The sequence below is a fragment of the Limimaricola soesokkakensis genome, from assembly GCF_900172345.1.
In the GTDB taxonomy this organism is placed as follows: domain Bacteria; phylum Pseudomonadota; class Alphaproteobacteria; order Rhodobacterales; family Rhodobacteraceae; genus Limimaricola; species Limimaricola soesokkakensis.
The window spans coordinates 73,797-87,477 of the sequence record NZ_FWFY01000007.1; the positions used below are offsets into that span (position 1 = coordinate 73,797).

The 13,681-nt window shown below is 65.9% G+C and carries 13 protein-coding genes and 1 tRNA gene; 3 read left to right on the forward strand and 11 right to left on the reverse strand.

Annotated features, from left to right (window positions below):
* Nucleotides 1–42: 42 nt before the first annotated feature.
* Both LOS8367_RS12160 and LOS8367_RS12165 read right to left on the reverse strand, forming a co-directional pair.
* Nucleotides 43–705: a GntR family transcriptional regulator gene (locus tag LOS8367_RS12160; protein ID WP_085896794.1), complete on the reverse strand. Its 663-nt coding sequence runs from the start codon at nucleotides 703–705 to the stop codon at nucleotides 43–45.
* Nucleotides 702–1,412: a M48 family metallopeptidase gene (locus LOS8367_RS12165; RefSeq protein ID WP_085896795.1), complete on the reverse strand. Its 711-nt coding sequence runs from the start codon at nucleotides 1,410–1,412 to the stop codon at nucleotides 702–704. Before LOS8367_RS12165 ends, LOS8367_RS12160 begins: the two co-directional genes overlap by 4 nt.
* A 148-nt stretch (nucleotides 1,413–1,560) precedes the next feature.
* Here LOS8367_RS12165 and LOS8367_RS12170 point away from each other — a divergent pair, with 148 nt between their 5' ends.
* The 3 genes from LOS8367_RS12170 to LOS8367_RS12180 all read left to right on the forward strand — a co-directional run bounded on the left by LOS8367_RS12170 (nucleotide 1,561) and on the right by LOS8367_RS12180 (nucleotide 3,398).
* Nucleotides 1,561–1,893: a TIGR02300 family protein gene (locus tag LOS8367_RS12170; RefSeq protein WP_085896796.1), complete on the forward strand. Its 333-nt coding sequence runs from the start codon at nucleotides 1,561–1,563 to the stop codon at nucleotides 1,891–1,893.
* A 111-nt stretch (nucleotides 1,894–2,004) separates the two neighbouring features.
* Nucleotides 2,005–2,080 (forward strand) — tRNA-Ala (locus tag LOS8367_RS12175).
* A gap of 448 nt (nucleotides 2,081–2,528) precedes the next feature.
* Nucleotides 2,529–3,398, forward strand: coding sequence for a CAP domain-containing protein (locus tag LOS8367_RS12180; RefSeq protein WP_085896797.1), 870 nt, complete (start codon nucleotides 2,529–2,531; stop codon nucleotides 3,396–3,398).
* A gap of 78 nt (nucleotides 3,399–3,476) precedes the next feature.
* On the opposite strand, the gene lpdA is transcribed toward LOS8367_RS12180, so the two are convergent.
* The 9 genes from lpdA to LOS8367_RS12225 all read right to left on the reverse strand — a co-directional run bounded on the left by lpdA (nucleotide 3,477) and on the right by LOS8367_RS12225 (nucleotide 13,654).
* Complete coding sequence (lpdA, locus tag LOS8367_RS12185; RefSeq protein ID WP_085896798.1) at nucleotides 3,477–4,865, reverse strand: dihydrolipoyl dehydrogenase; 1,389 nt, start codon at nucleotides 4,863–4,865, stop codon at nucleotides 3,477–3,479.
* Between the two features lie 19 nt (nucleotides 4,866–4,884).
* A complete protein-coding gene (locus tag LOS8367_RS12190) occupies nucleotides 4,885–5,298 on the reverse strand; it encodes an MAPEG family protein (RefSeq protein WP_085896799.1) in 414 nt (137 codons plus the stop codon).
* A 16-nt stretch (nucleotides 5,299–5,314) separates the two neighbouring features.
* On the reverse strand, nucleotides 5,315–5,701 hold the full coding sequence (locus LOS8367_RS12195) for an MAPEG family protein (protein WP_085896800.1): 387 nt from the start codon (nucleotides 5,699–5,701) through the stop codon (nucleotides 5,315–5,317).
* Nucleotides 5,702–5,784: 83 nt separating this feature from the next.
* The gene (locus tag LOS8367_RS12200) at nucleotides 5,785–6,027 is read right to left on the reverse strand and encodes a hypothetical protein (RefSeq protein ID WP_085896801.1); all 243 of its coding nucleotides are present in this window, start codon (nucleotides 6,025–6,027) and stop codon (nucleotides 5,785–5,787) included.
* 57 nt (nucleotides 6,028–6,084) lie between these two features.
* Nucleotides 6,085–7,329 carry a 2-oxoglutarate dehydrogenase complex dihydrolipoyllysine-residue succinyltransferase gene (gene odhB / locus LOS8367_RS12205; protein WP_085896802.1) on the reverse strand — a complete coding sequence of 415 codons (1,245 nt, stop codon included), beginning with the start codon at nucleotides 7,327–7,329 and terminating at the stop codon, nucleotides 6,085–6,087.
* Between the two features lie 2 nt (nucleotides 7,330–7,331).
* Nucleotides 7,332–10,295 (reverse strand): 2-oxoglutarate dehydrogenase E1 component, encoded by a 2,964-nt coding sequence (locus LOS8367_RS12210; protein ID WP_085896803.1) that lies wholly within the window; start codon nucleotides 10,293–10,295, stop codon nucleotides 7,332–7,334.
* 110 nt (nucleotides 10,296–10,405) lie between these two features.
* The gene (gene sucD / locus LOS8367_RS12215; RefSeq protein WP_085896804.1) at nucleotides 10,406–11,287 is read right to left on the reverse strand and encodes a succinate--CoA ligase subunit alpha; all 882 of its coding nucleotides are present in this window, start codon (nucleotides 11,285–11,287) and stop codon (nucleotides 10,406–10,408) included.
* Nucleotides 11,288–11,292: 5 nt separating this feature from the next.
* Nucleotides 11,293–12,486 carry an ADP-forming succinate--CoA ligase subunit beta gene (gene sucC, locus LOS8367_RS12220; protein ID WP_085896805.1) on the reverse strand — a complete coding sequence of 398 codons (1,194 nt, stop codon included), beginning with the start codon at nucleotides 12,484–12,486 and terminating at the stop codon, nucleotides 11,293–11,295.
* Between the two features lie 322 nt (nucleotides 12,487–12,808).
* Nucleotides 12,809–13,654 (reverse strand): putative nucleotide-diphospho-sugar transferase, encoded by an 846-nt coding sequence (locus LOS8367_RS12225; RefSeq protein ID WP_085896806.1) that lies wholly within the window; start codon nucleotides 13,652–13,654, stop codon nucleotides 12,809–12,811.
* Nucleotides 13,655–13,681 lie beyond the last annotated feature (27 nt).

A 13,681-nucleotide genomic window follows, 5' to 3' on the forward strand; every position in this document is an offset into this window, starting at 1 on the left:
CGTGGCTGATTTATACCTGACTATAAATGTCGGGTATGTCAATCACCCCTTGAGCAGCCGTAGTCCCTGGGTGACGTCGGTTCGCACCGCCAGCCGCAGCCCCGGCTCGTCTCCAGCCCGGAGCGCCGCGAGGATCAGCTTGTGATGATAGGGCGGCTCGGTGCGCCGCAGCCGCCCGTAGAGCGCCCGCATGGTGGGGCCGAGCTGCAGCCAGACGGTTTCGGTCATGGCAAGGATCGCAGGCGACTGGGCCCGCAGGTAGAGCGTGCGATGAAATTCGAGATTCATGCGGATATAGCCGGTGGCGTCGTGCCGGGCGACCATCTGGCTGACCCCTGCATTGATCGCTTCGAGCCGGTCGATCAGCGCGAAATGCGCCCGTGGCAGCGCCCGCGACGCCAGTTCCGGCTCGAGCATGGCGCGCAGCGCCGCCAGTTCCTCGATCCGTTCGTTGGTGAGCGCCGGCGTCGCGACACGGCCCGAGGAGGAGAGCGACAGTGCGCCCTCGGCCACCAGCCGTCGCACCGCTTCGCGGGCGGGGGTCATCGACACCTCGAACAGCTTGCCGATGCCGCGCAGCGTCAACGATTCACCGGGCGCGATCTCGCCATGCATGATGCGGGTCCTGAGCGACCGGTACACCCGGTCATGCGCGGCCCCGGTGGGGTCGGGGGCGCGGGGAGTAGCGACGGCGGGCGGGATCACGTGGTGGCTCCGGCGGGGGCCGTGAAATCGATCCGCTGCAGCGCGTCACCATGCAGCCGCAGCCAGTCGCGCGCGGCGCGGTGCTGCGGGAACAGTTGCTCGCACACCGCCCAGAAGGCGGGCGAATGGTTCATCTCGGCCAGATGCGCGACCTCGTGGGCGGCGACGTAATCGCCGATCTCGGGCGGCGCCATGACCAGCCGCCAGGACAGCATGATGTCGCCCTTCGAACTGCACGATCCCCAGCGCGAGCGGGTGTCGCGAAAGCTCAGCCGCCCGGTGCGGCGGCCCAGCGCGGCGGCGTGGCGGTCCACGGCAGCCGAGAGGCGATCGCGGGCGCGGGCCTTGAGGAAGGCCATCGCGCGCGCCGGCGCGCGCGCTGCGTCATCGGGCAGGAGCAGCACCCGGCCCTCGAGCCGCGGGCTGTGCAGGGCGGCGGGACGCAGCGCGATTTCCTCGCCCAGATAGGGCAGCGAGCCGCCCAGCCGCACCGCGCGCGGCGGCGCCACCCGTTCGAGGTGACCGCGCACCCAGGCCTCGCGTTCGCGCAGGAAGGCCAGCGCTTCACGCTCGGGCGTGCGGCGCGGCAGGGTCAGCGTCACCCGCCCGTCGCGATGCGAGACCCGCAGCGTGATTCGCCCCGCCCGATCGGAGCGGCGCAGCGCCACCGTCAGGGGCGGGTTGCCTGGCAGCACGTGTTCACCCATATCCCGCTTGCCTCCCTCCGCCCAAAGGCTTTGACAGCCTGCCGCGCTTATGGCAGGGGAGCGCGATCCGCCGCAAGGCCGAGGCGCGTTTCGCGCCCGGGCCGGCGCGCCCGCCGATCATCGTCGCACGGAACTGGAAGGACAGCCCATGCCGAAGGAAGAATGGGGAACCAAGCGCATCTGCCCGACCACGGGCAAGCGCTTCTATGACCTGAACGCTAACCCGATCATCAGCCCCTATACCGGGCAGGTGGTCACGCTCGACACCGGCAAGCACCGCACCATGGTGGCGGATGCCGAGGACGCGCAGACCAAGAAGATGAAGAAATCCTCGGAGGATGACGAGGAGCTGCTGCTCGACGACGACGACAGCGACGATGACGACGTCGATCTGGGCGATGACGTGCTCGACGATGACGACGACAGCGACGACGTGTCGCTCGACGAGCTGGCCGATGTTCCGGCCGAGGACGACGAGTAAGATTTTTCGGCCCGGGCGCGTGTTTTCCGCTTGCACCCGCCCGGCCCCACCCTTAGAGAGCGGCACACGGGCAGCGACGCTGACCGACACGGCGGAAACGCCGGACATGATGGGGCCTTAGCTCAGCTGGGAGAGCGCTTGCATGGCATGCAAGAGGTCAGGGGTTCGATCCCCCTAGGCTCCACCATCATCCTCCAGATGCATTTTGTATTGGCCATGTGGATCGGTCGTGGTCCGAACATGCCTCATTTGTCCTGAGCGGTCCTGACGGGCCCCTTGGATGTGCGAATGGCCACTCTTCGCTTCTTAGTGGCGGCTTCGGCAGGATATTCACACGTTCCGTGCCGCGTTCGTCTGCCCCGGTCTGCAGCAAGCCTGTTGCCGCGTGGTCAGGATCTGCCACCCCATGCGCAGGTCGTCCCGTTGCGCTTTTACAACCATCAGGCATGTTTTCGCAGCCGGAGGGCATGGCTGCTAAGTGGTACTTGTTCGGCAAAGTTCGGCTAGGTCGAACATCGTTTCGCGGCGCGAAACCGCCTTTTCTCCCTGGTACCGCCCCACCGGCTTCGCAATTCGAATGATCCTGCATAGGGCAACCGGCGCAAACCGGTACCGATCAAGGATCACCACTACACATGTCTATCGCGAACGACCTCGAACGGCAGATGCTGTCGCTGATCAACGAAGAGCGGACTACGCTCGGTCTCAGCCCCCTCAAGCTCGAACTCAATCTGAACGACTCGAGCGAGGACCACAGCAATTGGATGCTGCAGAGCGATACCTTCTCCCATACCGGCCAAGGCGGCTCGAACGCGACCGACCGCATGCGCGCCGCCGATTTCGATTTCTCCGGAAGCTGGGCCTCGGGCGAGAATCTCGCCTGGCAGTCCGAGCGCGGCGCCTCCGGGCTCTCCGATGACGTCGTCGATCTGCACGAATCGTTGATGAACAGCCCGGGCCACCGCGCCAACATCCTGAACCCCAACTTCGAATATGTCGGCATCGGGATCGAGCGCGGCGATTTCAAGGGTTGGGATGGTGTCATGGTCACCCAGAACTTTGCCCGCACCGGCGGACAGGTTGATCTGGATAAGGGCACTTCGGCGACCCCGTCGGAAACCTCGGTGTCCCAGAACACGCCGGTCGCGCAGGACACCGCACCGGTCGTTACCGTGGACGATGTGACGCTCGCCAAGGCGAAGGGCGGCTATCGGACCCGTCTCGACAAGCATCTCGAGGTCGCCGACTCCGATGGCGACGCGATCAAGTGGTTCGAACTGCGCGACACCGCGGGGCGCGACAACTTCATCTTCAAGGGCCAGGGCCGGATCGATGCCGATGACGGGGTTCGGATCGCCGCCGATGATCTCGACATGATCCGACTCCGGGTCAATCGCCGTCTCGGCGAGACAGAACTCGAGGTGCGGGCCTCCGACGGGCAGGACACTGGCGATTGGGAGGTTTTCACCCTCACCACGCTGAGCGCCGAGGACTGGCTCGCCTGACCGAGGCTGCGCTCAGATCGGAGAGCTTCGACGGCCGCCTTCGGGCGGCCGTCTCTTGTCTTGTGGCAGCCGAGGCGATCAGGCGTGGATCGCGCCGTCGCCCAGTGCCAGGGCCGCCTCGCGCACACCCTCGCTATAGGTGGGGTGGGCGTGGCAGGTGCGGGCCAGGTCCTCGGCCGCTGCTCCGAACTCCATCGCCACGCAGACCTCGTGGATCAGGTCGCCGGCCATCGGGCCGATGATATGTGCGCCGAGGATCCGGTCGGTCTCCTTGTCGGCGAGGATCTTCACGAAACCCTCGGCCGAGAAGTTGGCCTTGGCCCGCGCGTTGCCCATGAACGGGAACTTGCCGACCTTGTAGGCGCGGCCCTCCTCCTTGAGCTGCTCCTCGGTCTTGCCGACGGTCGCTACCTCGGGGTGGGTGTAGACGACGCCGGGGATCACCTCGTAATTCACGTGGCCCTTCTGGCCGGCGAGGATCTCGGCGATCGCCACGCCCTCGTCCTCGGCCTTGTGCGCGAGCATCAGGCCCGGCACCGCGTCGCCGATGGCATAGACGCCGTCGACGCTGGTCTTGAAATGATCGTCGATCTTGATCTGGCCGCGATCGGTCATCTCGACGCCCAGCTCTTCGAGACCCAGCCCTTCGACATAGGGCTTGCGACCGGTCGCCACGAGCACGCAATCGGCAGTCAGGCTTTCCTCGCTGTCGTCCTTGCGGCTCTTCCAGGTCACGGTGGCCTGATCGCCTTCGACCGTCACGCCCTGCACCGCCGAGCCCAGCACGAATTTCAGGCCCTGCTTGGTCAGGATCTTCTGGAAGTTGCGGGCGATCTCGGCATCCATGCCCGGCGTGATCGCGTCGAGATACTCGACCACGGTGACCTCGGTGCCGAGACGGCGATAGACCGAGCCCAGCTCGAGCCCGATCACGCCGGCGCCGATCACCACCATCTTCTCGGGGATGCGGCCCAGCTCCAGCGCGCCGGTCGAGGTCACGACGATCTTCTCGTCGATCTCGACATTGGGGATCGAGGAGGGGACGGAGCCGGAGGCGATGACGATGTGCTTGGCCTCGTGGGTCTCGTCGCCGACCTTGACCTTGCCCGCCTCGGGGATCGAGCCCCAGCCCTTGAGCCAGTCGATCTTGTTCTTCTTGAACAGGAACTCGATGCCGCCGGTGTTCTGACCGATGCTGTCGTTCTTGTAGGAGAGCATCTGCTCCCAATCGACCGTCGGCGTCTCGGCCTTCAGACCCATCTTGGCGAAGTTGTGCTCGGCCTCGTGCAGCGCGTGGGTGGCGTGCAGCAGTGCCTTGGAAGGGATGCAGCCCACGTTGAGGCAGGTGCCGCCCAGCGTCTCGCGCCCTTCGACCACCGCGGTCTTGAGGCCGAGCTGGGCCGCCTTGATGGCGCAGACATAGCCGCCGGGGCCGGCGCCGATGACGATGAGATCGTAGGATGCCATGGAAAACTCCTGTGGGGTGTCAGACGAGGGCGAGGCCGATCATCGCGATGGTGGCGCAGAACCCCACCAGCCAGATCAGCGACCGCCAGGGCCGGAGCCCGAAATAATAGGCGGGGACGTAGAGCACCCGCGCCGCGAGATAGGTCCAGGCCAGCAGGCCCGAAAGACCGGTGGTCTTGTCGCCAAGGATCAGCACGACGACGGCGAGGGTGAACAGGATCAACCCCTCGAAATGGTTGTTCAGCGCCCGGTAGAGCCGCCCGGTGCGCGGGCTGGCCAGCGCCTCTAGCGGTGCGCCGAGCCGCTGCGGATCGCGCGGCCCGAGCGTGCGGCCGAAGCCCAGCTCGCGGTTGGCGCGCACTGACAGCCAGACATATTGCCCGGCCTGCAGCAGCCCGGCCAAGGCCAGAACCTGGAGCTCGGGGGCCGTCATCGCGGCCCCGGCGACGCTAGAGGGCGGCGGCGTAGAGATAGAGCGTCGCGAAGAAGCCCAGACCCCAGACGGCGGTGCGGGCCCAGGGAATGCCGGCCGGGTAGAGCAGCGCATAGGCCAGCCGCGCGATCAGGAAGACCTGCGCCGCCAGCAGCGTGCCGCCGCCGAAGCCCTCGCGCACGGCCAAGATTAGCACGGCGGGCGCGAAGAGCGCCATGGCGGTAACCGAGTTGGCAACGCAGCGCTCCATCCGCCCCGCCACGCCAGTCAGCCGGGGCATGTCGTCGCGCGGCCGCGCCAGCATCGGCAGGCCGACCTGCGATATGGCGTAGATAACCTGCACCAAGATCAGCACGAGCACCAGCAGCCCGTAGATCGCCAAGATATTGAGTTCGCTGGACATGAAACCCCTCCCACAACCGATCTGCACGCGGTGAGTGTAGCACGATCACGCGCAGCAAGTGTTTGGAAGGGGCAGGGGCCATGTCAGGCGGTCTCGAGAAAGGTGCAGGTCATCGCGCCGCCAAAGCCCTGCTCCTTGGCGATCCAGGCCTCGGCGCGCTTGCGGTCATTGACCTTGAACAGCACCAGCACGGTGGAGCCGTGATCGGCGTCGCGCCAGATCTGCAGCTGGCTCAGGCCGGCTTGCATCCGCTCTTCGTAATCATCGTCGAAGGCGGCCTTCCAAGAGGCGAAATCGGGGGTGTCGATCTGACAGAGCATCTGCATGGCACGGGCCTTCGTTGTGGAATGGGGCCGGGCTCAACGCCCGGCCCCCTCACATGTTCACAGATCCATCAGCAGCCGGCGCGGATCCTCGAGCGCTTCCTTGACGCGCACGAGGAAGGTCACCGCGCCCTTGCCGTCGACGATGCGGTGATCGTAGCTCAGCGCCAGATACATCATCGGCCGGATCTCGACCTTGCCGTTGATCGCCATCGGACGGTCCTGGATCTTGTGCATGCCGAGGATGCCCGACTGCGGCGGGTTCAGGATCGGCGAGGACATCAGCGAGCCGTAGACGCCGCCGTTGGAGATGGTGAAGGAGCCGCCCTGCATGTCGGCCATGCTGAGCTTGCCGTCGCGCGCCTTCACGCCCATCTCGGCGATCGACTTCTCGATTTCGGCAAAGCCCATGCTGTCGGCGTTGCGGATCACCGGCACCACGAGGCCGGTGGGGGTGCCCACCGCGATGCCCATGTGGACGTAGTTCTTGTAGACCACGTGATCGCCGTCGATCTCGGCGTTGACGTCCGGGACCTCCTTGAGCGCGTGCACGCAGGCCTTGGTGAAGAAGGACATGAAGCCGAGCTTCACGCCGTGCTTCTTCTCGAACAGCGCCTTGTACTCGTTGCGCAGCTCCATCACCGCGGTCATGTCCACCTCGTTATAGGTGGTCAGCATCGCGGCGGTGTTCTGCGCCTCCTTGAGGCGGCGGGCGATGGTCTGGCGCAGACGGGTCATCTTGACCCGCTCCTCGCGGTCGGCGTCGTCCGACGACACCGGGCCGCGCGCGGCGGGCTTGGAGGTTTCGGCGGCCTTGGGCGCGTTGAGCGCCTTCAGCACGTCTTCCTTCATCACCCGGCCATCCTTGCCGGTGCCCTTGACATCGCCTTCCTTGAGGTTGTTCTCGGCCATCAGCTTCTTGGCCGAGGGCGCATCCTCGGTGTCGCCCTTGGCTTCGCCCTTTTCGGCGGGTTCGCCCTTGGGATCGCCCGAGACGTTGGTCGCCGCCTGCTGCTCCTTGGGGCCGTCCTCGGCCGGCGCCTCGGGCTCGGACTTGGCGGGCGCGTCGCCCTCGCTCACCTGGGCGAGCAGCGCGTCGACACCGACGGTGTCGCCTTCGGCTGCGACGATCTCCGACAGCGTGCCGGCGACGGGCGAGGGCACCTCGACCGTGACCTTGTCGGTTTCCAGCTCGCACAGCATCTCGTCCACCGCGACGGCGTCGCCCGGCTTCTTGAACCAGGTGGCGACGGTCGCCTCGGTGACGCTTTCGCCCAGGGTGGGGACGCGGACTTCGGTGCTCATTCTCAGTTTCCTTCGATGCTCAGCGCTTCGTTCACCAGCGCTTGCTGTTGGGTCTTGTGCTGGCTGGCGAGGCCGGTCGCGGGCGAGGCGCTCGCATGGCGGCCGACATAGGTGGGGCGCTTATGCGCGGCGTCGATCCGGCTCAGCACCCATTCGATGTTGGGCTCGATGAAGTTCCAGGCACCCTGGTTCTTGGGCTCCTCCTGGCACCAGACCATCTCGGCGCCCTTGAACCGCTCCAGCTCCTTCACGAGGCTCAGCGCCGGGAAGGGATAGAACTGCTCAATCCGCATCAGGTAGACATCGTCCAGCCCGCGCGCGTCGCGCTCCTCGAGCAGGTCGTAATAGACCTTGCCCGAGCACATCACGACGCGCTTGATCTCGCTGTCGGGCTTGAGCTGGGTATCGCTGTGGCCCTTCTCGGCGTCGTCCCACAGCACACGGTGGAAGGACGAGCCGGTGGTGAAGTCCTCGGCGTCCGAGATCGCCATCTTGTGGCGCAGCAGCGATTTCGGCGTCATCAGCACCAGCGGCTTGCGGAAGGTCCGGTGCAGCTGCCGGCGCAGGATGTGGAAGTAGTTCGCCGGGGTCGAGCAGTTGGCGACGATCCAGTTGTCCTGGCCGCACATCTGCAGGAACCGCTCCAGCCGCGCCGAGGAGTGCTCGGGGCCCTGGCCCTCGTAGCCATGCGGCAGCAGCATCACGAGGCCCGACATGCGCAGCCACTTCGATTCACCCGAGGAGATGAACTGGTCGAACATGATCTGCGCGCCGTTGGCGAAATCGCCGAACTGCGCTTCCCACATCACCAGCGCGTTGGGTTCGGCCAGCGTGTAGCCGTATTCGAAACCCAGCACCGCGTATTCGGAGAGCATCGAGTCGATGACCTCGTAGCGGGCCTGGCCTTCGCGGATGTTGTTGAGCGGGTAGTAGCGCTCCTCGTTCTCCTGGTTGATGAAGGCCGAGTGGCGCTGCGAGAAGGTGCCGCGGGTGCTGTCCTGGCCCGAGAGCCGGACCGGGTAGCCCTCGGTCAGGAGCGAGCCGAAGGCCAGCGCCTCGGCGGTGGCCCAGTCGAAGCCCTTGCCGGTCTCGAACATCTGCCCCTTCGCCTCGAGCAGGCGCGAGACGGTGCGGTGCAGCGGGAAACCCTCGGGCGCACGGGTGAGCGCGCGGCCGATCTCGGTCATCGTCTTTTCGTCGATCGCGGTCTGGCCGCGCTGGTAGCTCTCGTGGTCGCGCCGGTCGAGATGGCTCCAGCGTCCGTCGAGCCAGTCGGCCTTGTTCGGGCGATAGGCCTTGCCGGCCTCGAACTCCTCGTTGAGCAGCGACTGGAACTGCGCCTTCATGTCCTCGATCTCGCCCTCGGGGATCAGCCCGTCGCGGACCAGCCGCTCGGTATAGAGGGTAAGCGTGGTCTTCTGGCTCTTGATCTTCTTGTACATCACCGGGTTGGTGAACATGGGCTCGTCGCCCTCGTTGTGACCGAAGCGTCGGTAGCAGAAGATGTCGATCACCACGTCCTTGTGGAACTTCTGCCGGAACTCGGTCGCCACCTTGGCGGCGTGCACCACCGCCTCCGGGTCGTCGCCGTTGACGTGGAAGATCGGCGCCTCGACCATCAGTGCGATGTCGGTCGGGTAGGGCGAGGAGCGCGAGAAATGCGGCGCGGTGGTGAAGCCGATCTGGTTGTTCACCACGATGTGGATCGTGCCGCCGGTGCGGTGGCCGACGAGGCCCGACAGGCCGAAGCCCTCGGCCACGACGCCTTGGCCCGCGAAGGCCGCATCGCCATGCAGCAGCACCGGGATCACCTGGGTGCGCTCGGTGTCGCCGAGCTGGCTCTGCTTGGCGCGCGCCTTGCCGAGCACGACCGGGTTCACCGCCTCGAGGTGAGAGGGGTTCGCGGTCAGCGACAGGTGCACCTTGTTGCCGTCGAACTCGCGGTCCGAGGAGGCGCCGAGGTGGTACTTCACATCGCCCGATCCATCGACTTCCTCGGGCTTGAAGCTGCCGCCCTGGAATTCGTGGAAGATCGCCCGGTAGGGCTTTTGCATGACGTTGGCGAGCACCGAGAGGCGGCCGCGATGCGGCATGCCGATCACGATGTCCTTCACGCCGAGGCTGCCGCCGCGCTTGATGATCTGCTCCATCGCCGGGATCAGCGCCTCGCCGCCGTCGAGGCCGAAGCGCTTGGTGCCCATGTACTTGACGTGAAGGAATTTTTCGAAGCCCTCGGCCTCGACCAGCTTGTTGAGGATCGCCTTGCGGCCTTCCTTGGTGAACTGGATCTCCTTGCCGTAGCCCTCGATCCGCTCCTTCAGCCAAGCCGACTGCTCGGGGTCGGAGATGTGCATGTATTGCAGCGCGAAGGTGCCGCAATAGGTGCGCTTCACCAGCGCCAGGATCTCGTTCATCGTCGCGATCTCGAGGCCGAGCACGTTGTCGATGAAGATCGGCCGGTCCATGTCGGCCTTGGTGAAGCCGTAATTCGCAGGGTCGAGCTCGGGATGCGGCGTCTGCTCGCGCAGGCCCAGCGGATCGAGATCGGCGGCGAGATGGCCGCGGATCCGGTAGGCGCGGATGATCATCAGCGCGCGGATGCTGTCGAGCACGGCGGCGCGCAGCTGCTGCTCGGACAGGCCCACGCCCTTCTCGGCGGCCTTGGCGGCAATCTTGTCGCGCGCGCCCTTGGCTTCGGCAGGCGCGGCCCACTGCCCGTCGAGCGCGGCCGTCAGGTCGTCATTGGGCTGCATCGGCCAATCGGCGCGGGCCCAGGAGGGGCCGGCGGCCTCGGCACGGGCATCCGAGCCGCTGTCGCCGAGGCTGCGGAAGAACTCCTGCCAGGCCTCGTCGACGCTCGACGGGTTCTCGGCATAGCGCGCGTGAAGCTGTTCGATGTAGTCGGCGTTCGTGCCCTGCAGGAAGGAAGAGGCGTGGAACACGTCGTTGGGGCTTTGCTCGGTCATGGCAGGATCCTTGATCCTCGGGGCAAAAACTGGGGATGCGCCGGGCCCAGATAGGGCGCGCGGCGCGGATGTCATGCGAAGGGGGCGGCACGGCCCCCTTCGCGAGGGGTTCAGCCGATCGCCTTGAGCACGGCTTCGCCGAGCGAGGCGGGGCTGTCGGCGACCACGATCCCGGCGGATTTCATCGCCTCGATCTTGCTCTCCGCGTCACCCTGACCGCCCGAGACGATCGCGCCCGCGTGGCCCATGCGGCGGCCCGGAGGGGCGGTGCGCCCGGCGATGAAACCGGCGGTCGGCTTCCAGCGGCCGCGCTTCTTCTCGTCGGCCAGGAACTGCGCCGCCTCTTCCTCGGCGGTGCCGCCGATCTCGCCGATCATGATGATCGACTGGGTCTCGTCATCGGCGAGGAACATCTCGAGGATGTCGATATGCTCCGAACCCTTGATCGGGTCGCCGCCGATGCCCACGGCCGTCGACTGGCCAAGGCCCGAATCCGAGGTCTGCTTGACCGCCTCGTAGGTCAGCGTGCCCGAGCGGGACACGACGCCCACCGAGCCGCGCTTGTGGATGTGGCCGGGCATGATGCCGATCTTGCAGGCGTCGGGGGTGATGACACCGGGGCAGTTCGGCCCGATCAGCCGGGTCTTGGAGTTCAGAAGCGCCCGCTTGACCTTCATCATGTCGAGCACCGGGATGCCCTCGGTGATGCAGATCACCAGCTCCATCTCGGCGTCGATCGCCTCCATGATGCTGTCGGCCGCGAAGGGCGGCGGCACGTAGATGACCGACGCGTTGGCTTCGGTCTTAGCCTTGGCCTCGTGCACGCTGTCGAACACGGGCAGGTCGAGATGGGTCTGGCCGCCCTTGCCCGGGGTGACGCCGCCGACCATCTTGGTGCCGTAGGCGATCGCCTGCTCGGTATGGAACGTGCCCTGCGAGCCGGTCAGGCCCTGACAGATGACCTTGGTGTTTTCGTCGACGAGAATCGCCATTGCTGTTACCCCTTCACCGCTTTGACGATCTTCTCGGCGGCGTCGGACAGGTTGTCCGCCGCGATCACGTCGAGACCGGAATTGTTGATGATCTCCTTGCCCTGATCGACATTCGTCCCTTCGAGACGCACGACCAGTGGCACTTGCAGACCGACTTCCTTGACGGCCGCGATCACGCCCTCGGCGATGACGTCGCAGCGCATGATGCCGCCGAAGATATTGACCAGGATGCCTTTGACGTTCTGGTCGGAGGTGATGATCTTGAAGGCCTCGGTGACCTTCTCCTTGGTCGCGCCGCCGCCCACGTCGAGGAAGTTGGCCGGTTCCGCGCCCTTGAGCTTGATGATGTCCATCGTCGCCATGGCGAGGCCCGCGCCGTTCACCATGCAGCCGATCTCGCCATCGAGCGCGATGTAGTTCAGGTCGTATTTCGAGGCGGCCAGCTCCTTGCTGTCCTCCTCGGTTTCGTCGCGCAGGGCGGCGATGTCGTCATGGCGGTAGATCGCGTTGCCGTCGAAGCCCATCTTGGCGTCGAGGCATTTCAGATCACCCTTGTCGGTGACGATCAGCGGGTTGATCTCCAGCATCTCCATGTCCTTCTCGACGAAGAGACGGTAGAGCGTGTCCATCAGCTTGACGCACTGCTTGACCTGCTGGCCCTTGAGGCCGAGGGCAAAGGCGATGCGGCGGCCGTGATAGGGCTGGTAGCCGGTGGCCGGATCGACCGAGAAGCTCAGGATCTTCTCGGGCGTCTTCTCGGCGACCTCCTCGATGTCCATGCCGCCCTCGGTCGAGCAGACGAAGGAGATGCGCGAGGTGGCGCGGTCGACCAGCAGCGCGAGGTAGAGCTCGGTCTCGATCTCCGAGCCGTCCTCGATGTAGATCCGGTTGACCTGCTTGCCCGCCGGACCGGTCTGGTGCGTGACCAGCGTGCGGCCGAGCATCTTCTTGGCTTCCTCGGCCGCCTCCTCGACGGAGCGGGCCAGGCGGACGCCGCCCTTCTCGCCGGCATCGGCTTCCTTGAAGCTGCCCTTGCCGCGGCCGCCGGCGTGGATCTGCGCCTTCACCACCCAAAGCGGGCCGTCGAGTTCGCCAGCCGCGGTTTTCGCCTCTTCGGCGCGCATGACGGGCCGCCCGTCCGAGACGGGCGCGCCGTAGCTGCGCAGAAGGGCCTTGGCCTGATATTCGTGGATGTTCATGGACCGGTCCTCGGTTGCCGTGATTTGGCCCCTTGAACCATATCGAAACCTACAAAAGAACCGGTTTGTCGGAACGCGGCCCAGAAATGCGACCAACGTGATCACAAGAAAAAATCATGTGATCACGTTTGGATCGATCATGATCGTTTTATTCAGGGCGCACCTCCGCGCTGGCAAAAACCCGCCTGCGCAACATCTGGAAAGAACCGAGCTGGGAGGTCATTTTGCCCCCTTCAACCGCCGAAGATTCGGGGCCCCTGCCGATGCAGGCTACGCCTGCTCTCGCTTCGAAGGATTTCCGGCGGTCCCCGAACCGGACCGCTCAGATGACCCGGCGCTTGAGATTGCCCAGAAAGCTGCGCCATCCCGTTCGGTGCGGCGTCGGCGCGACCGGCGCGCCGCCGGTGACCGGGGCGTAGTGGGTCAGGGTCTGATCGTTGTCGAGGAACTCGGCCAGCTTGGCGACCTGCGGCGGGGCCAGAACCTCATCCGGCGAGAAGGGGCGGAGCGGGTCGCCCGCGGGCTTCTGGTGCAGCTTGGGCTCATGAAGCAGGCGAGGCGCGGTATAGCCATTGCCGTTCAGCATGAAGGGGCGGAAGAACATGACATTGTATTCCACCGGCAGCACATGCAGCCGAAGATCGCCCTCGTAGAGCAGCACCCGCAGCGCCGGCTGGTCGAACTTCTGGGTGCCGTCATGCACCATGGCATGCCAGTCCTCCAGAAAGCGGTCGGTCGCGGCGTTGCGCCGGATCGCCATCACGCCGCCATTCATCTGCGGAAAGGCCGGCGGCACCGGATGGCCCGGATACTGCTCGCGATTTCGGTAGTCGTTGCGCCGCTGGCTCGCCGTCACGGCGATATCGAAGCGGTCGAGAATGTCGAATACGTCGTCGAGCGGCGCCAGCGTGACGATGTCGGCATCGAGATAGATGGTCCGCGCGAATCTCGAACGCTGCAGGGATTCCATCTTGGGTCGGCGGGACACCTGTTCGAGAAGGTGAACCCGGTCGAAGACCTCGTCTTCGAGGGGCGCGTCGGTGAAGAGGTCGATCTTCACCGAGGGCATGACCCCCCTGAGGTTGCGCGCCGCGCGCCGGGCGAGGGTGACATAGTCCTTGCCGGTCACCGCGAAAACGAAACCGCGGTCGAGGTCTTGATCCGTCATCTGCGCCGGGGTCCTTGCTGGGGCGGG